20 protein-coding genes are annotated in these 16,489 nt (G+C 65.7%); 12 read left to right on the plus strand and 8 right to left on the minus strand.

The window, feature by feature from the left end:
* Positions 1-36 precede the first annotated feature (36 nt).
* From rpsD to infA, 5 genes are all read right to left on the minus strand, one after another.
* Complete coding sequence (gene rpsD, locus N4S67_RS06850) at positions 37-642, minus strand: 30S ribosomal protein S4 (protein ID WP_260992214.1); 606 nt, start codon at positions 640-642, stop codon at positions 37-39.
* Positions 643-657: 15 nt separating this feature from the next.
* Positions 658-1,074, minus strand: a complete 417-nt coding sequence (gene rpsK / locus N4S67_RS06855; protein ID WP_015305086.1) for a 30S ribosomal protein S11 — start codon at positions 1,072-1,074, stop codon at positions 658-660.
* A 4-nt stretch (positions 1,075-1,078) separates the two neighbouring features.
* Complete coding sequence (gene rpsM / locus N4S67_RS06860) at positions 1,079-1,453, minus strand: 30S ribosomal protein S13 (protein ID WP_260992215.1); 375 nt, start codon at positions 1,451-1,453, stop codon at positions 1,079-1,081.
* Between the two features lie 150 nt (positions 1,454-1,603).
* Positions 1,604-1,717 (minus strand): 50S ribosomal protein L36, encoded by a 114-nt coding sequence (gene rpmJ, locus N4S67_RS06865; protein WP_003879483.1) that lies wholly within the window; start codon positions 1,715-1,717, stop codon positions 1,604-1,606.
* Positions 1,718-1,744: 27 nt separating this feature from the next.
* Positions 1,745-1,966, minus strand: a complete 222-nt coding sequence (gene infA, locus N4S67_RS06870) for a translation initiation factor IF-1 (RefSeq protein WP_003418601.1) — start codon at positions 1,964-1,966, stop codon at positions 1,745-1,747.
* Between the two features lie 243 nt (positions 1,967-2,209).
* Here infA and N4S67_RS06875 point away from each other — a divergent pair, with 243 nt between their 5' ends.
* From N4S67_RS06875 to N4S67_RS06895, 5 genes are read left to right on the plus strand one after another with little or no spacing between them, the layout of a single operon-like run.
* Positions 2,210-3,877 carry an FAD-dependent oxidoreductase gene (locus N4S67_RS06875; RefSeq protein WP_260992216.1) on the plus strand — a complete coding sequence of 556 codons (1,668 nt, stop codon included), beginning with the start codon at positions 2,210-2,212 and terminating at the stop codon, positions 3,875-3,877.
* Between the two features lie 11 nt (positions 3,878-3,888).
* Complete coding sequence (locus N4S67_RS06880) at positions 3,889-5,382, plus strand: ATP-binding protein (protein ID WP_260992217.1); 1,494 nt, start codon at positions 3,889-3,891, stop codon at positions 5,380-5,382.
* Between the two features lie 39 nt (positions 5,383-5,421).
* Positions 5,422-6,294 (plus strand): LLM class F420-dependent oxidoreductase, encoded by an 873-nt coding sequence (locus N4S67_RS06885; RefSeq protein ID WP_260992218.1) that lies wholly within the window; start codon positions 5,422-5,424, stop codon positions 6,292-6,294.
* 26 nt (positions 6,295-6,320) lie between these two features.
* Positions 6,321-7,163, plus strand: coding sequence for an LLM class F420-dependent oxidoreductase (locus tag N4S67_RS06890; RefSeq protein WP_260992219.1), 843 nt, complete (start codon positions 6,321-6,323; stop codon positions 7,161-7,163).
* A gap of 44 nt (positions 7,164-7,207) precedes the next feature.
* Positions 7,208-7,690 (plus strand): hypothetical protein, encoded by a 483-nt coding sequence (locus N4S67_RS06895; RefSeq protein WP_260992220.1) that lies wholly within the window; start codon positions 7,208-7,210, stop codon positions 7,688-7,690.
* A gap of 103 nt (positions 7,691-7,793) precedes the next feature.
* Here the strand turns inward: N4S67_RS06895 and N4S67_RS06900 are convergent, their stop codons facing one another.
* Positions 7,794-8,435: a MerR family transcriptional regulator gene (locus N4S67_RS06900; protein WP_260992221.1), complete on the minus strand. Its 642-nt coding sequence runs from the start codon at positions 8,433-8,435 to the stop codon at positions 7,794-7,796.
* 76 nt (positions 8,436-8,511) lie between these two features.
* Positions 8,512-8,946, minus strand: a complete 435-nt coding sequence (locus tag N4S67_RS06905; RefSeq protein ID WP_260992222.1) for a MarR family winged helix-turn-helix transcriptional regulator — start codon at positions 8,944-8,946, stop codon at positions 8,512-8,514.
* Positions 8,947-8,998: 52 nt separating this feature from the next.
* Between N4S67_RS06905 and N4S67_RS06910 the strand changes: the two genes are divergently transcribed.
* From N4S67_RS06910 to mmsB, 6 genes are all read left to right on the plus strand, one after another.
* Positions 8,999-9,619 carry a TIGR03086 family metal-binding protein gene (locus tag N4S67_RS06910; protein WP_260992223.1) on the plus strand — a complete coding sequence of 207 codons (621 nt, stop codon included), beginning with the start codon at positions 8,999-9,001 and terminating at the stop codon, positions 9,617-9,619.
* A gap of 22 nt (positions 9,620-9,641) precedes the next feature.
* Positions 9,642-10,637: a dTDP-glucose 4,6-dehydratase gene (gene rfbB, locus N4S67_RS06915; RefSeq protein WP_260992224.1), complete on the plus strand. Its 996-nt coding sequence runs from the start codon at positions 9,642-9,644 to the stop codon at positions 10,635-10,637.
* On the plus strand, positions 10,634-11,239 hold the full coding sequence (gene rfbC, locus N4S67_RS06920; protein WP_260992225.1) for a dTDP-4-dehydrorhamnose 3,5-epimerase: 606 nt from the start codon (positions 10,634-10,636) through the stop codon (positions 11,237-11,239). Before rfbB ends, rfbC begins: the two co-directional genes overlap by 4 nt.
* A 73-nt stretch (positions 11,240-11,312) precedes the next feature.
* The gene (locus N4S67_RS06925; RefSeq protein ID WP_260992226.1) at positions 11,313-12,833 is read left to right on the plus strand and encodes a CoA-acylating methylmalonate-semialdehyde dehydrogenase; all 1,521 of its coding nucleotides are present in this window, start codon (positions 11,313-11,315) and stop codon (positions 12,831-12,833) included.
* Positions 12,834-12,835: 2 nt separating this feature from the next.
* Positions 12,836-14,014, plus strand: a complete 1,179-nt coding sequence (locus tag N4S67_RS06930; RefSeq protein ID WP_260992227.1) for an acyl-CoA dehydrogenase family protein — start codon at positions 12,836-12,838, stop codon at positions 14,012-14,014.
* Positions 14,015-14,048: 34 nt separating this feature from the next.
* On the plus strand, positions 14,049-14,921 hold the full coding sequence (mmsB, locus tag N4S67_RS06935; protein ID WP_260992228.1) for a 3-hydroxyisobutyrate dehydrogenase: 873 nt from the start codon (positions 14,049-14,051) through the stop codon (positions 14,919-14,921).
* Here the strand turns inward: mmsB and N4S67_RS06940 are convergent.
* Positions 14,910-15,716, minus strand: coding sequence for an HAD-IA family hydrolase (locus tag N4S67_RS06940; RefSeq protein ID WP_260992229.1), 807 nt, complete (start codon positions 15,714-15,716; stop codon positions 14,910-14,912). The genes mmsB and N4S67_RS06940 overlap by 12 nt on opposite strands.
* Positions 15,717-15,822: 106 nt before the next feature.
* On the opposite strand from N4S67_RS06940, the gene N4S67_RS06945 reads away from it, so the two are divergent.
* On the plus strand, positions 15,823-16,485 hold the full coding sequence (locus tag N4S67_RS06945; RefSeq protein WP_260992230.1) for a response regulator: 663 nt from the start codon (positions 15,823-15,825) through the stop codon (positions 16,483-16,485).
* Positions 16,486-16,489 lie beyond the last annotated feature (4 nt).

Raw genomic sequence — 16,489 nt, forward strand, 5'->3', positions numbered from 1 at the left:
GTAGTTCCCAGCCGCCATCGGTGACGGCGGGAAGTCTTACTTCGAGTACAACTCGACGATCAGCTGCTCGGTGAGCGGCACATCGATCTGCGCACGTTCCGGCAACTGATGCACCAGGATGCGCTGACGTTCGCCGACGACCTGCAGCCAGGCGGGGATCGGACGGTCGCCGGCGGTCTCCCGGGCGATCACGAACGGATCCGTGTTCAGCGACTTCTCCTTGACGTCGATGATGTCGTACTGCGACACCCGGTAGCTCGGGATGTCGACCTTGACACCGTTGACGGTGAAGTGGCCGTGGCTGACCAGCTGGCGGGCCATCCGGCGGGTGCGGGCCAGGCCCGCGCGGTAGACGACGTTGTCCAGCCGGCTCTCGAGGATGCGCAGCAGGTTGTCACCGGTCTTGCCCGGCAGACGGTTGGCTTCCTCGTAGTAGCGACGGAACTGCTTTTCCATCACGCCGTAGCTGAAGCGGGCTTTCTGCTTCTCCTGCAGCTGCTGGCGGTACTCGCTCTCCTTGATGCGCGCGCGGCCGTGCTGACCGGGCGGGTAGGGGCGCTTCTCGAATGACTGATCGCCGCCGACGAGGTCGACGCCGAGGCGGCGCGACTTGCGGGTCGCGGGTCCGGTGTAACGAGCCATGAGTTCTGTTCCTCCCTAGACCCGGCGCCGCTTGGGCGGACGGCAGCCGTTGTGCGGCTGCGGGGTGACATCGGAAATGGCGCCGACCTCGAGGCCGGCGGCCTGCAGCGACCGGATCGCGGTCTCGCGGCCCGAACCCGGGCCCTTGACGAACACGTCGACCTTTTTCACGCCGTGCTCCTGGGCCTTGCGGGCGGCGTTCTCGGCGGCCAGCTGAGCGGCGAACGGCGTCGACTTACGTGAGCCCTTGAAGCCGACGTGACCCGACGACGCCCAGGCAATGACGTTGCCCTGCGGGTCGGTGATCGACACGATCGTGTTGTTGAAGGTGCTCTTGATGTGCGCGGCGCCGTGCGGGACGTTCTTCTTTTCCCTGCGGCGGGTCTTCTGCCCCTTCTTCGGGGCAGCGGCACCCTTCTTTGCTGGTGGCATCTGCTTACCTGGCCTTCTTCTTGCCGGCGATGGTGCGCTTGGGGCCCTTGCGGGTACGCGCATTGGTCTTGGTCCGCTGGCCACGCACCGGCAGGCCACGGCGGTGCCGCAGACCCTGGTAGCAGCCGATTTCGATCTTGCGGCGGATATCGGCCTGCACCTCGCGGCGCAGATCGCCTTCCACCTTGAGGTTGCCCTCGATGTAGTCGCGCAACTGGGTCACCTGATCGTCGGTCAGGTCCTTGGTGCGCAGATCCTTGTCGATACCGGTCGCGGCCAGGATCTCCTGGGACCGGGTACGGCCGATGCCGAAAATGTAGGTAAGGGCGATCTCCATGCGCTTGTCGCGCGGGAGGTCAACGCCCACTAGCCGTGCCATCAGGCAGTGTTCCTTCTTCTATGCGGAGGTCTGGTCCCAGCCCGTTCCCTCATCTTGATGGGGTCCGGCCTCCGTGCCGGACGTGACGAGCGGCGTATCCGCTCAGTGGTACTGGGATTTCGTCATTGAGTTGTCGGCAGCAGCGGCTTACTAGCCCTGACGCTGCTTGTGGCGGGGATCGGAGCAGATCACCATGACCCGCCCATGCCGGCGGATCACCCTGCACTTATCGCAGATGGGCTTGACGCTCGGGTTCACCTTCACGGCTCGTTCGATCCTGTTCTCGTCTGGTTACTTGTATCGATAAACAATGCGGCCCCGGGACAGGTCGTAGGGAGAAAGCTCCACTACGACGCGGTCCTCGGGCAGGATGCGGATGTAGTGCTGCCGCATCTTGCCGCTGATGTGGGCAAGGACCTTGTGTCCGTTCTCCAGCTCAATGCGAAACATCGCATTGGGCAGAGGCTCGACCACTCGACCCTCGACCTCGATGGCACCGTCTTTCTTGGCCATTGTGTTTCGGAGATCCTCCGTGTCCTGATCGTTGGCGCCTGCTGGCGCGGCTAGGCTCCGACTACAAAACGTGAGCCAGTAGCCAGAAATTCCAGAACAGGGCACGCAAGAGCCGGCGCGATCGCCGCACCGTTGATCCATATTACCCGCTGGAGCGCTCGCCCCAAAATCGTCGAACGGCCACCTCACAGCGGTCGGCATGACCACCATATCGGCTGGACAGCGGGCGCATACTTGATCACGATGACCGGCCCCATCCCCCAACCTCGCAAGCCCGTGATCCTGACCGTCGACGACGATCCCGCCGTGTCGCGCGCCGTGGCTCGCGACCTGCGCCGCCACTACGGCGAGGCCTTTCGCATCGTGCGCGCAGAGAACGGCCCCGACGCGCTCGAGACGCTCAACGAACTGAAGCTGCGCGGCGAGACCGTCGCGGTGTTCGTCGCCGACTACCGGATGCCGCAGATGAGTGGCATCGAGTTCCTCGAAGAGGCGATGGACATCTACCCGATGGCTCGCCGGGTGCTGCTCACCGCCTATGCCGACACTCATGCCGCGATCGACGCGATCAACGTCGTGGACCTCGACCACTATCTGCTCAAGCCCTGGGATCCGCCGGAGGAGAAGCTCTACCCGGTGATCGACGCGCTGATCGAGGCGTGGCGGCAGACCGGTGAGCGTGCGATCCCGCACACCAAGATCATCGGACACCCGTGGAATATCCGGTCGTCCGAGGTCCGCGAGTTCCTGGCCCGAAACAGGCTGTACTACACCTGGTTTCGTGCTGACGAACCCAAGGGAAAGCAGCTGCTCGACGCCGCCGGGCTCGACGAGCTGACCCTGCCGGTGGTGATCACCGAGCAGGGCGAGACGCTCGTCGCGCCGACGGACGCCGAACTCGGCGCAACGCTGGGGTTGTCCACCACGCCCGCCGACGACTTCTACGACCTCGTCGTCATCGGCGGCGGACCGGCGGGCCTGGCCGCGGCGGTGTACGGCGCCTCAGAAGGTCTCAAGACCGTGCTCATCGAGCGCACCGCCACCGGCGGGCAAGCAGGCCAGAGTTCGCGCATCGAGAACTACCTCGGCTTCCCCGACGGACTGTCGGGCGCACAACTGGCCGAGCGGGCCCGTCGGCAGGCCGAGAAGTTCGAGGCAGAGCTGATCACCGCGGCCGAGGTGACGGCACTGGAGATCGACGGCAGCGCCCGCACCATCCACCTGTCCGACGGCCGGGCCATCGGCACCCGCGCGGTCATCCTCGCGATGGGCGTCGAATACCGGGAGCTGCCCGCCGAAGGCTGCGCCACTCTTACCGGGGCAGGCGTCTATTACGGCGCCACCACCTCAGTGGCCTCCGAATGCGAGGACGACGAGGTGTTCGTGATCGGCGGCGCGAACTCCGCGGGCCAGGCCGCGATGTACTTGTCGCGTACGGCCAAGAAGGTGAACATCGTCTGCCGCCGCACTCTCGAGGACTCGATGTCGTACTACCTGATCCAGCAGATCAGGTCTAAAGACAACATCCGGGAGATGCCGCACACCGTCGTTCATGCTGTCAAGGGCGCCGACCATCTGGAGCGCATCTGTCTGGAGAACGTTCAGACCGGTGAGCGCGAGGAACACAACTGCGGCCGGATGTTCATCTTCATCGGCGCCGAACCACGGACCGATTGGGTCGAGCAGGCCGGCATCGCCCGCGACGACCACGGCTTCATCCTCGCGGGCCCGGACCTTCGTAACGTGGCCGGCTGGACTTTGGAACGGCCGCCGCACCACCTGGAAACAAGTGTGCCCGGTGTGTTTGTTGCAGGAGACGTGCGTTCGGAATCAGCCAAACGGGTGGCGGCGGCTGTCGGCGAAGGGTCGATGGCCGTGATGCTGGTGCACCGGTATCTGGCGGAAGCTTAGGAGAGCGGATCATGGGCGAATCAGAGAACAGATGCATGCCCGACGAACTGCGCTCGCTGTTCCTGTTCGAGAAGCTGAGTGACAGGCAACTGCAGATCCTGTGCGAGAACGGCCACATCGGCACCTTCGAACCGGGCCCGGTCTGCACCGAGGGCGAGCCGGCGACGTGCTTCTATGTGCTGCTCGACGGTGAGCTCGTCATGTCGAAACGGTCGGGGGGTGTCGACGTCGTCACCAATCGCACCTCTCAGCGTGGCGTTTATTGCGGTGCCTGGTCGGCTTATGTCCCGAACGAGGAGCACATATACGAGGCCTCGGTTCGGGTGACTCGCCCGTCCCGGTTCTTCGTCCTCGACGCTGACGCCTTCGCCAGGTTCATGAAGTCTGAATTCCCGATGGCCGTTCACCTGTTGGAGGGCCACAAGGTCGGCGGCCGGCGCCAAAGCCAGGCGCTCGGCCAACGAGAAAAGCTGCTGGCGCTCGGCACCATCACGGCCGGGCTCACCCACCAGCTGAACAACCCGGCCGCGGCGGCCGCGCGGGCCGTCGCCGACCTGCGCGACGGCGTGGGCAAGATGCGACACAAGCTCGCCATGCTGGCCGACGGCAAGTTCACCCCCGAAGCGCTGCGGGTGTTGGTGAGCATCCAGGACGAGGTCGCCGAACAGGTCGCCAAGTCGAAGGCCCAAGAACTGACTGCACTCGAATCGTCCGATCGAGAAGAACAGATCGGTGACTGGCTCGAGGGCCACGGCATCGTCGGCGCCTGGGATTACGCACCGACGTTCGTCGAGGCCGGTCTGGACATCGACTGGCTGGAGAAGGTCCAGGCGTCGATCGACGACGTCGACTGCTCCGCCACCATGCAGAGCGCCATCGGGTGGCTGAAGTACACCATCGACACCGAGTTGCGGATGAACGAGATCGCCGATGCCAGCGCTCGCATCTCGGGTCTGCTCGCCGGCGCCAAGAAGTATTCACAGATGGACCGGGCCGAGTACCAGATGGTCAATGTGCATGAGCTGCTGTGGAACACCCTGAAGACGCTGTTCGGCGACAAGGTCGGCCCGGACAAGCCCGTCAAACTCGTCAAGGAGTGGGACAAGTCGATCCCTGAAATCTCTTGCTACCCGGGCGGTTTGAACGAGGTATGGGACGTCATCATCAACAACGCGATCCAGGCAATGGGTGGCCACGGCACACTGACGATCAAAACCGCGCGTGAGGGCGACGACATGGTGCGCGTAGAGATCGGCGACGATGGGCCGGGCATTCCCGAGGACATCATCAATCGCATCTTCACCGCGTTCTTCACCACCAAGCCGTTCGGGGAGGGTGACGGACTGGGTCTCGACCTGGCGAGGCGCATCGTGGTCGAGAAGCACCAGGGCGACATCCGGGTCCAGTCGAAGCCGGGCGACACCCGCTTCATCATCCTGCTGCCGCTGGTGGCGCCCGCTCCCGAGGCGCCGACCCCCATCGAACTTCCTGTGCACGCTGAGTAAAACGGAATAGCGGGCCGACACAGCCGGGTTGCAGCCACCATGACCAAACCCAATCTCGGCACGTTCGGCGCGTTCGGGCACTACTCGCAATGGCAGCGGTTGTCTGCGCAGCAACTTCGAGACATCGAGAACCTCGGATACGCAGCTATTTGGGCCGGCGGCTCGCCGCCCGCCGAACTCGACTGGATCGATCCCATCCTCGCCGCGACCGAGTCAATGCAGCTGGCCACCGGCATCGTCAACATCTGGACGGCTGACGCGGGCCCGGTCAGCGAGTCCTTTCGCCGCATCGACCAGGCCTACCCCGGCCGTTTCCTTCTGGGCATCGGTGTCGGCCACCCCGAAGCGCATCAGGAGTACCGCAAGCCGATCGACGCCTTGCGCGAATACCTCGACAGACTCGACGAATACGGCGTCCCCAAGGACCGCCGCGTCGTCGCGGCGCTGGGGCCCAAGGTGCTGCAGCTGTCCGCGGACCGCAGCGCCGGCGCCCATCCCTACCTGACCACACCGGAACACACCGCTCGCGCGCGTGAGCTTCTCGGGCCGGACGCATTCATCGCCCCCGAGCACAAGGTGGTGCTGACCACCGACGCCGAAAAAGCCCGTGCCACGGGCCGCAAGGCGCTCGAGATCTACCTCAACCTGCAGAACTACCTGAACAACTGGAGGCGACTCGGGTTCACCGAGGACGACTTTGCGGACGCGAGGGGCGATGGGAATCCGGCCGAGCCGGGCAGCAACCGCCTGGTCGACGCTGTTGTCGCCTACGGCACCACCGAGGCCATCGCAACGCGACTACGGCAGCACCGCGACGCCGGCGCCGACCATGTGCCTGTTCAGGTGCTGACCGGACCTGACAAGCTGGTGGATGCGCTGGCCGAACTGGCCGGGCCGCTGGGTTTGCAGTGAACGTTTCGACGGAAGGGGTTGTGACGATGGCTGAACTCAAGCCGAACCTGGGTCGCTACGGCGTATGGACGTTCGGAGCGGTCAAGCCCGAACAGGCCGTCGAGATCGAGAAACTCGGCTACGGCGCCGTGTGGATCGGCGGATCACCGTCCGGTGATCTGAAGTACGTCGACCCGATCCTGGCCGAGACCGACACGCTGCAGGTTGCGACCGGCATCATCAACGTGTGGACGGCGCCTGCAGACGAGGTCGCTGAGGCCTATCACCGCATCGAGGACGCTTACCCCGGCCGGTTCCTGCTCGGAATCGGCATCGGTCATCCCGAGCACACCGACGAGTACCGCAAACCGTACGACGTGCTGGTCGAGTACCTCGACGCGCTCGACGCCGCGAAGGTGCCGACGAGCAGGCGAGTCGTCGCCGCGCTCGGGCCGAAGGTGCTCAAGCTCGCGGCGCGACGCAGCGCGGGGGCGCACCCGTACCTGACCACCCCGGTGCATACGGGAGAGGCGCGAAATCTCATCGGCCCCACCGTCTTTCTGGCGCCGGAGCATAAAGTGGTGCTGGCCCGCGACGCCGAGGCGTCGCGCAAGATCGGTCGCGAGACCGTCGACTTCTACCTGAACCTGTCGAATTACCTCAACAACTGGAAGCGGCTCGGGTTCACCGACGACGACGTCGCCAAGCCGGGCAGCGACCGGTTGATCGACGCGGTCGTCGCCCACGGCACCCCAGAAGACATCGCCAAACGGCTGAACGAGCATCTCGAAGCCGGCGCTGACCACGTCACGATTCAGGTGCTCGGTGGCTGGGACGCGCTGCTGCCCACGCTCACTGAACTGGCGGAGCCGCTCGGGCTCAAGAGCTGACCGAAAACGTCCAAGATCGGCTTTGCCTGTCTAGGCTGACCGCCGTGGCCGGCTTCGTGCGCAGGTTGTTTCGGATCGGCAAGCTGCCCGGCGAGATGCGGGCGCAGGCCGAGACCGAGGGAATCATCCACCTCGAGGAGTGCATCGCGGCCGTGGTGCGCTTCACCGGTCGCATTCCCGGCCGCAAATCCGTTGGCCTGATACGCGGATACGGAGGCGCGCTGGTCCTGACCAACGAACGCGTGCTCGGCACACTCTCGGCCATCCCGGGAAAGGCCGGCCGCGCCGTTGACCAACCGTGGCAAGGGCCGCAGGCCGGTGCGGTGGCAGGCACGCTGTCGGAATCGGGTCTCGTTCTCGCGATCGCCGACCTGGCGGCGGTGGATCCACAGTTCGACGGGACGTTCTCGCTGACATACAAGAGCAGCATTCCGTCTGACGTGTTGGCGCGCCTGCCAACTCACTCCATCGCGTTCAACGTGCCGCCCAAGTTCGTCTACAGCGCGCTTGGGATTCCCCGCGGCTGACGCTACAACCGCACGCGGGCGTACGCGATCATCGCCGCACGTAGATAATCAGCGAGCCCAGCATCGAGCGCGTCCATATGGGCGCGCCATTCCGAGGGCTGACTCAGCGACTCCGCCAGCTCGACGTAGCCCGCTTGGTCGGCTCCCACACCTTCCGCTGGAGGGCGAGGTCGTCGTCGAGCACCGCAAAGGTCGAGGAATCGTCGTGGGCGACCCCGGCCCGCATCAGCTCGAGCAGCCGGCTCTCCAGTTGAGCGCCCTCGTCGTTGAAGGTGTGAAAGTCCTGCTCGGACCACTCGGCCGTTCTGGCCTTCACTTTGCGCAATTCCGGATGGTCGTTGCGGTCCAATTCGCGATCGATGTAGTCGCGCCCGAACTCGAAGCCCTCGAACAGGTTTTCAGCCGACATCTCGGTTCCTTTCTCCAGGTGTTCGATCGTGGCCGCGACGGTCTCGGCGAGCCGATCAAGACGGCCGCGCTCTTCGAGCAGTCGGTGATGGTGGCGCCGCAACGCCTCGACGGGATCACGTTCGGCGTCGACGACCGCCCGAATCGTCGTCAGATCCAGGCCCAGCTCACGCAGGAGCAGAATCCGCTGCAGCCGAAGAATCTGCTCGCGCTCGTAGTAGCGGTAGCCGTTGGCACCCAGACGGTCCGGACGCAGCAGCCCGATCTCGTCGTAATAGCGCAAGGTGCGCGCTGTCACCCCGGACGTTTTGGCCAGGTGCTGAATCGACCACGTCATCGTCGCCGCCGCTCCTTTCCTCACCGACTACCGCAGACGGTAGAAGTTGACGCAACGGCAAGGTCAAGCCGCGGGGCTACTGCGGCGCCCCGCCGCCGGCCAACCGCTGCAGTCCCCGCAGAAGCGCTCGGCGTTCGTCGGCCGGCAACGCATTCAGCCACTGCTCCTCGCCGCGCTGAATTTCCTCCTGCGCTGCATCTTTGACCGCGCGTCCGGCGTCGGTGATCGCAAGCAGGCGCACGCGCCGATCATCGGGGTCCGGTTGCCGCTCGATGTATCCCTGCGACTGCAACTCGTCGAGGATCGGGATGATCCGCGTCTTGTCGGCGCCGATTGCGCCTGCAAGCGCGGCCTGCGTGCGCACGGGCGCCTCATCGAGTGCCACCAGCACGCTGTAGCCCCACATCGAGAGCCCGTGCTCGTCGAGGATCGGCCGCTCGGCGGCCGCGAGGTCACGCAGCAGCGGCGCAAGCATCGCCGCCAGGTCGGGACGCCTTGACCGCCGGGGCATGGCCGCGATACTAGACGTTGACCAATTATATACGTTCGCCTATGATCTACGTATGCATATTGATTGCTCGATACTTCCCCTCCATCGAACCGCCGTCCAGAAGTCCGTCGACATCGTCAACGCTGTCTCCCGCGACGACCTGGGGAGGCCCACACCCTGCGCCGGTTGGACTCTCGGCGATCTCCTCACTCACATGACCGTGCAGCACCACGGATTCGCCGCGGCAGCACGCGGGAACGGCGCCGACTCGAGGGTGTGGGACGCGGCAACGGTCGCAGATGCGGTTGCGGCCAATCCCGCAGCGGCCTATGCGGATTCGGCAGCCGATGTGCTCGAGGCGTTTTCCGCCGACGGCATTCTTGACGCCCCGTTTGCGATACCCGAGTTCCAGCCGGGCGTGGACTTCCCCGGTTCCATGGCGATCGCCGCGCATTTCGTCGACTACGTCGTGCACGGCTGGGATGTCGCTCGTACGCTCGGCGCTCCGTTCGAGCTGCCGAACGAAGTGACCGCTGCGGCACTTCCCATCGCCTTCGCGGTGCCCGACGGCGAGACACGTACCTCTGACGACGCACCGTTCGGCCCCGCGGTCGCGAGCAATGGGGCAACGAGCGATCTCGACCGTATGCTGGCCCACCTCGGACGCTCGCCAGCCTGGAGCGCGCCGGCATAACGCTCGACTACTGTCATTGAGCATGCGGTTGCTGGTCACCGGTGGCGCGGGCTTCATCGGCGCTAACTTCGTGCACGCCACAGTGCGCGATCATCCCGAGGATCGTGTGACCGTCCTCGACGCACTGACCTACGCGGGCAGCCGCGAGTCGCTGGCACCCGTCGAGAACGACATCCGGCTGGTGCACGGCGATATCACCGATCGTGACCTGGTGGTCCAACTTGTCGGCGAGTCCGATGCCGTCGTGCACTTCGCCGCGGAGACCCACGTCGACAACGCGCTGGCGCAGCCCGAGCCGTTCCTGCGCACCAATGTCATCGGCACCTTCACCGTTCTGGAAGCCGTACGCAGCCACGGCGTCCGGCTGCACCACGTGTCGACCGACGAGGTGTATGGCGAGTTGGCACTAGACAGCCCGCGCCGATTCACCGAATCCACTCCCTACAACCCGTCGAGCCCCTACGCCTCGACCAAGGCCGCCGCGGACATGCTGGTTCGGGCATGGGTGCGGTCTTACGGTGTGCGAGCGACTATTTCGAATTGCTCCAACAACTACGGCCCCTATCAGCACGTCGAGAAGTTCATCCCGCGCCAGATCACCAACGTGCTCACCGGGCGGCGCCCGAAGCTGTACGGCAGCGGCGCCAACGTGCGCGATTGGATCCACGTCGACGATCACAACAACGCGGTGCGCCGCATCCTCACCGACGGGCAGATCGGTCGGACGTACCTGATCGGCGCCGAGGGCGAACGCGACAATCTGTCGGTGTTGCGCACGATCCTTCGGCTGATGGGCCGTGACACCGATGACTTCGACCACGTCACCGACCGCGCGGGCCACGATCTACGGTATGCGATCGACCCGTCGCCGCTTTACGACGAACTGCTCTGGGCACCAAAACACACCGACCTCAACGAGGGCTTGCGCGAGACCATCGACTGGTACCGGGCCAACGAATCATGGTGGGCCCCAATGAAAGACGTCGTCGAGGCGGGCTACGCGGAGCGCGGCCAGTGAGAACCCGTGAGCTATCGGTTCCCGGCGCGTGGGAGATCACTCCGCAGGTCCACACCGACGCCCGCGGCGCGTTCTTCGAGTGGTTCACCGACGCGGAGTTCACCGCGATGACCGGGCATCGCCTCGACCTGCGCCAGGCCAACTGCTCGTCGTCGTCGGCAGGTGTCCTGCGGGGCGTACATTTCGCGCAACTGCCCCCGAGTCAGGCCAAGTACGTGACGTGTTTGCGCGGCGCGGTGCTCGACGTGGCCGTCGACATCCGCGTGGGCTCTCCGACGTTCGGCCTCTGGGACGCGGTCCGGCTCGACGATCGGGACCGCCGCTCTATCTACCTCTCCGAAGGCCTCGGCCACGCTTTCCTCGCACTCGAAGACGACTCGACGGTGATGTACCTGTGCTCGGCGGCTTATGACCCCAAGCGCGAGCACACCATCGACCCGCTCGACCCGGTGCTCGGCATCGACTGGCCGGCCGTCGAAACGCTGAGGCTGTCGGACCGCGACCGCGAAGCCCCGTCGCTCGCTGACACCCAGGCCGCTGGCCTCCTGCCGACCTGGGACGACGCCCGGGCCTTCGTGGACGAGCTGCGCCGCCGATCCTGACTGGGCACCCCCTTGCGGACGCTCCCGCGCCATTACTAGGATATCCAAGTATCTGGTAGCGAGGAGCAGGCTCATGACCACACAGATTCCGCATTTCATCGACGGGCAGCGCACGAACGGACAGTCCGACCGCACCGCCGACGTCTTCAATCCCAGCACCGGCGAGGTGCAGGCGCAGGTGGTTCTGGCCTCGGCCGCCGACGTCGACGCCGCCGTCGCGGGAGCCGCGCAGGCGCAGAAGCAGTGGGCGGCATGGAACCCACAGCGTCGATCCCGGGTGATGATGAAATTCGTCGACCTGGTGAACCAGAATGCCGACGAGCTCGCCGAGCTGCTGTCGCTCGAGCACGGCAAGACCCATGCCGACTCTCTCGGAGACATTCAGCGCGGCATCGAGGTCATCGAATTCGCGATCGGCATCCCGCACTTACTCAAGGGCGAGTACACCGAGGGTGCGGGCACGGGCATCGACGTGTACTCGCTGCGCCAGCCGCTCGGCGTGGTTGCGGGCATCACCCCGTTCAACTTCCCGGCGATGATTCCGCTGTGGAAGGCAGGTCCGGCGCTGGCTTGCGGCAACGCGTTCATCCTCAAGCCGTCCGAGCGCGATCCGTCCGTTCCGGTGCGACTGGCCGAACTGTTTGTAGAAGCGGGACTTCCCCCGGGCGTCTTCCAGGTCGTGCAGGGTGACAAGGAAGCGGTCGACGCTATCCTCGAGCACCCGGTGGTTCAGGCGGTCGGGTTCGTCGGCAGTTCCGACATCGCGCAGTACATCTACTCGACCGCCGCGGCCAACGGGAAGCGTGCGCAGTGCTTCGGCGGCGCCAAGAACCACATGGTCGTGATGCCCGACGCCGACATGGATCAGGTCGTCGACGCGCTGATCGGCGCAGGCTACGGCAGCGCCGGTGAGCGGTGCATGGCGATCAGCGTCGCGGTGCCCGTCGGTGAGGAGACCGCGAACCGGCTTCGCGCCCGGCTCGCCGAGCGGGTGAGCGAACTGCGGGTCGGTCACAGCCTGGACCCTAAGGCCATCTACGGCCCGCTGGTCACCGAGGCGGCGCTGAACCGAGTTCGGAGTTACATCGACGCGGGCGTGGAAGCCGGTGCCGACATCGTGGTCGACGGCCGCGAGCGCGCGAGCGACGACATGCAATTCGGCGACGCAAGCCTGGAGAACGGCTACTTCATCGGCCCCACGCTGTTCGATCACGTCACCACCGACATGTCGATCTACACCGACGAGATCTTCGGTCCGGTGCTCTGCATCGTTCGCGCCAAGGATTACGACGAGGCACTGCAGTTGCCGTCCGAACACGAGTACGGAAACGGTGTGGCGATCTTCACGCGCGACGGCGACGCCGCCCGCGACTTCGTCTCACGCGTGCAGGTCGGCATGGTCGGCGTCAACGTCCCGATCCCCGTGCCGGTGGCCTACCACACATTCGGCGGTTGGAAGCGGTCCGGCTTCGGTGACCTCAACCAGCACGGCCCGCATTCGATCTTGTTCTACACCAAGACGAAAACCGTCACCCAGCGGTGGCCGTCCGGTGTCAAGGATGGCGCCGAGTTCGTCATCCCGACCATGAAGTAACGGTGGACTACTTCGGCTTGGACGACGACGAGCGCGTGATCGCCGAGACGGCGGCCGCGTTCGCCGACAAGCGGCTCGCGCCATACGCATTGGAGTGGGACGCCGCGAAGCACTTCCCCACCGACGTGTTGCGCGAAGCCGCCGAACTCGGTATGGCCGCGATCTACTGCCGCGACGATGTCGGCGGTAGCGAGCTGCGTCGGCTCGACGCCGTGCGGATCTTCGAGGAACTCGCGACCGCCGATCCCACCGTCGCGGCGTTTCTGTCCATCCACAACATGTGCGCCTGGATGGTCGACACGTACGGAACCGACGAGCAACGTAAGAGCTTGGTGCCTCGACTGGCCTCGATGGAGCTGATCGCCAGCTACTGTCTCACCGAGCCGGGCGCCGGGTCCGACGCAAGCGCCTTGCGCACCAGGGCCGTTCGAGACGGTGGATCTCCTGCATCCGACTGGGTGATCGACGGGGTCAAGCAGTTCATCTCCGGAGCGGGCTCGTCCGACGTGTATGTGGTGATGGCTCGCACCGGCGGTGACGGCCCGCGCGGCATCTCGACCTTCGTCGTCGAAAAGGACACGCCTGGACTGAGTTTCGGTACCAACGAGGCGAAGATGGGCTGGAACGCCCAGCCGACCGCTCAAGTGATCTTCGAGGACGTGCGGGTGCCTGCCGACGCGATGCTGGGCGGCGCCGACGGCGAGGGCACCGGCTTCGGGATCGCGATGAACGGCCTCAACGGCGGCCGCATCAACATCGCTGCCTGCTCACTGGGCGGCGCGCAGGCCGCCTACACGAAAGCCGCGGCCTACGTCCGCGACCGCGACGCCTTCGGCGGCTCGCTGCTCGACGAGCCCACCATCCGCTTCAGCCTCGCCGACATGGCCACCGCGCTCGAGACGTCGCGCAATCTGTTGTGGAAGGCGGCGCGCGCGCTGGATGAGAACCACCCGGACAAGGTCGAATTGTGCGCGATGGCCAAGCGTTACGTCACCGACTCCTGCTTCGCGGTGGCCGACCAGGCGCTGCAGCTGCACGGCGGCTACGGGTACCTCAACGAGTACGGGGTCGAAAAGATCGTCCGAGACCTGCGGGTGCATCGGATCCTCGAAGGGACCAACGAAATCATGCGCGTGGTCATCGGGCGGTCACAGGCCGCCAAGGTGCGCGCGTCCGGTTAGGTGTCAGGAAACGCGCAGAGAAGGGCTTGAGCCGATGGCGACGATCGCATTCTTGGGACTGGGAAACATGGGCGGCCCGATGGCGGCGAACCTCGCCGCGGCGGACCATGCCGTACACGGATTCGACCCCATTGCCGATCTCAAATCGGCTGCTGCCGACAAGGGTGTGCAGACATTCGACACCGGTGCTGCGGCGGTGGCCGAGGCCGACGTCGTCATCACGTCGCTGCCGAACGGCGCCGTCGTCAAGTCGTGCTATGCCGAGGTGCTGCCCGCAGCGCGCGACGGCGCGTTGTTCATCGACACCTCGACGATCTCCGTGGACGATGCGCGCACCATCAACGGGCAGGCCGCCGAACGCGGTTTCGCGCAACTGGACGCTCCGGTCTCCGGCGGCGTCAAGGGGGCGACGGCGGGCACCCTGGCGTTCATGGTCGGTGGTGACGAGGCCGCCGTCGAGCGGGCCCGGCCGGTGCTGGAGCCGATGGCCGGCAAAATCATTCACTGCGGCGCGTCCGGTACCGGACAGGCCGCGAAGCTGTGCAACAACATGGTGCTGGCCGTGCAGCAGATCGCCGTCGGCGAGGCATTCGTGCTCGCCGAGAAGCTGGGGCTGTCCGCGCAGTCGCTGTTCGACGTGATCACCGGCGCGACGGGCAACTGCTGGTCGGTGCATACCAACTGCCCTGTGCCAGGGCCGGTTCCGACGTCACCGGCCAACAACGACTTCAAACCCGGCTTCGCGACTGCGTTGATGAACAAAGACCTGGGACTGGCGATGGACGCGGTCAAGTCGACGGGCTCCAACGCACCGTTGGGCACCCATGCCGCCGAGATCTACGCCGAGTTCGCGGCCGACCACGCCGGCAAGGACTTCAGCGCGGTCATCGAGCTGCTACGCAGCTGACGGGTTGCGAGCCTTCCACCAGTTGCTGTGCAGGCGTTGACAATCGGTTATGCGCAACGGCTCGTCACCCGCGAAGTCCGGCCGCACCGTCAATGCGGTCGGGATGGCGGGAGTGCCCTGACCGGTGACGACAACGGTCGCCATCCCTGCGCCGTTGGCTGCCCGCAAGCCGGACGCCGAACCACTTACGGCGACGGCGTTCTCGGCGGAAACGCCGAGTTCGCACAGTGCGAGGCGATACCCCTCGGGATCCGGCATCGTCTTGCAGACGTCTTCAGCCGTCACCACCGTCTCGACAAGTCCCTCGCCGACCAGCTGGCGCACCAGCGGTTCCGCCCAGCTGCGCTGTCCGTTGGTCACCACGCCCACCTGCACGCCGGCGGCGAACGCATCCATGACGAAATCGACGAGGCCCGGCCTCGGCGTCAGGTCGCGCTCGAGGATCAGCTCGTCGAACAGCATGGTCTTGGTCGTGTAGATCTCGTCGGCCAACAGCGCGGTCAGCACGTCGGCCTCGCTGGCCACGCACCGCTTGCGCAGTTCGGCCGCGACGCGTTGCCGCTCGTCGGTGAGCGCCAGCAGCTGGCGATACCGCGCAACCGTCCATTGGAAGTCGAGGTCGTGGGCCGCAAAGGCCGCGTTGTACGCCACCCGGTGGCCGTCGCATTCGATGTCGGTCAGGGCATCGAGGTCGAAGATCACCGCGCGCAGCGAACACGCGGGGGTGCGAATCGGCGAAACGGAATCCCACCAGAAGCGGCCCGCGCGCCAGGTCGTCTCTTGCGTTGTCGGCATGCCCATGAGGGTGTCTCACATCACAGCGGTCGCGCCTCCCCCGCTAGGGGGATTCGCCAGGCCAAGTTGCGCCATCAGGAGAAACGCCGGCCCTAAGGTTGACGCCATGACGTCCAGCCCCCCGGTACGTCTTGTCCTGGTCGACGACCACGAGATGGTCATCGAGGGCCTCAAGGCCATGCTTGCGGCGTTCTCCGAGCGCGTCGAGGTGATCGGGCAGGCCGTCGGCGCCGAGCGAGCCCTGCGCGTCATCGACGATCTCAACCCGGACATCGTGCTGTGCGATGTCCGGATGCAGGGCGCCAGCGGCCTCGACCTGTGCCGGGAGCTGCGCGAGCGCGAGCCCGACCGCAAGGTGGTGATGCTCTCGGTCTACGACGACGAGCAGTATCTGTTCCAGGCGTTGCGGGTCGGCGCCTCGGGTTACCTGCTCAAGAGCATCAACAGCGACGAGTTGGTACGTCAACTCGAGTTCGTCCAGCGCGGCGAGACCGCGATCGACCCGGGCATGGCGGCGCGGGCGGTCGACACCGCGGCGCGGATCCAGCGCGACGAGTTCTGGCCAGGCGCCCGGCACGGCCTGACGCAGCGGGAGAGCGAGATCCTGTCGTTTGTGGTCAACGGGCTGTCGAACCGGGCGATCGCCACCAAACTGGTGATCGGCGACGAGACGGTGAAAAGCCACCTCAGCTCCATCTATCGCAAGCTCGGCGTCAGCGACCGCACAGGCGCGGTCGCAACGGCGCTGCGCGAAGGGATCTACCAGTGAGCGA

This window comes from Mycobacterium deserti, assembly GCF_025345615.1.
Lineage (GTDB): Bacteria > Actinomycetota > Actinomycetes > Mycobacteriales > Mycobacteriaceae > Mycobacterium > Mycobacterium deserti.

What these genes read in the sequence shown, in the direction of transcription:
- N4S67_RS06910 (WP_260992223.1), top strand. Translation starts at nt 8,999, where the DNA reads ATGCATATTGATTGCTCGATACTTCCCCTCCATCGAACCGCCGTCCAG.
- N4S67_RS06900 (WP_260992221.1), bottom strand. Translation starts at nt 8,435, where the DNA reads ATGACGTGGTCGATTCAGCACCTGGCCAAAACGTCCGGGGTGACAGCG.
- infA (WP_003418601.1), bottom strand. Translation starts at nt 1,966, where the DNA reads ATGGCCAAGAAAGACGGTGCCATCGAGGTCGAGGGTCGAGTGGTCGAG.
- N4S67_RS06925 (WP_260992226.1), top strand. Translation starts at nt 11,313, where the DNA reads ATGACCACACAGATTCCGCATTTCATCGACGGGCAGCGCACGAACGGA.
- rpsK (WP_015305086.1), bottom strand. Translation starts at nt 1,074, where the DNA reads ATGCCACCAGCAAAGAAGGGTGCCGCTGCCCCGAAGAAGGGGCAGAAG.
- N4S67_RS06940 (WP_260992229.1), bottom strand. Translation starts at nt 15,716, where the DNA reads ATGCCGACAACGCAAGAGACGACCTGGCGCGCGGGCCGCTTCTGGTGG.
- N4S67_RS06885 (WP_260992218.1), top strand. Translation starts at nt 5,422, where the DNA reads ATGACCAAACCCAATCTCGGCACGTTCGGCGCGTTCGGGCACTACTCG.
- N4S67_RS06905 (WP_260992222.1), bottom strand. Translation starts at nt 8,946, where the DNA reads ATGCCCCGGCGGTCAAGGCGTCCCGACCTGGCGGCGATGCTTGCGCCG.
- rpsM (WP_260992215.1), bottom strand. Translation starts at nt 1,453, where the DNA reads ATGGCACGGCTAGTGGGCGTTGACCTCCCGCGCGACAAGCGCATGGAG.
- N4S67_RS06875 (WP_260992216.1), top strand. Translation starts at nt 2,210, where the DNA reads ATGACCGGCCCCATCCCCCAACCTCGCAAGCCCGTGATCCTGACCGTC.
- rpsD (WP_260992214.1), bottom strand. Translation starts at nt 642, where the DNA reads ATGGCTCGTTACACCGGACCCGCGACCCGCAAGTCGCGCCGCCTCGGC.
- N4S67_RS06890 (WP_260992219.1), top strand. Translation starts at nt 6,321, where the DNA reads ATGGCTGAACTCAAGCCGAACCTGGGTCGCTACGGCGTATGGACGTTC.
- rfbB (WP_260992224.1), top strand. Translation starts at nt 9,642, where the DNA reads ATGCGGTTGCTGGTCACCGGTGGCGCGGGCTTCATCGGCGCTAACTTC.
- N4S67_RS06880 (WP_260992217.1), top strand. Translation starts at nt 3,889, where the DNA reads ATGGGCGAATCAGAGAACAGATGCATGCCCGACGAACTGCGCTCGCTG.
- N4S67_RS06945 (WP_260992230.1), top strand. Translation starts at nt 15,823, where the DNA reads ATGACGTCCAGCCCCCCGGTACGTCTTGTCCTGGTCGACGACCACGAG.
- mmsB (WP_260992228.1), top strand. Translation starts at nt 14,049, where the DNA reads ATGGCGACGATCGCATTCTTGGGACTGGGAAACATGGGCGGCCCGATG.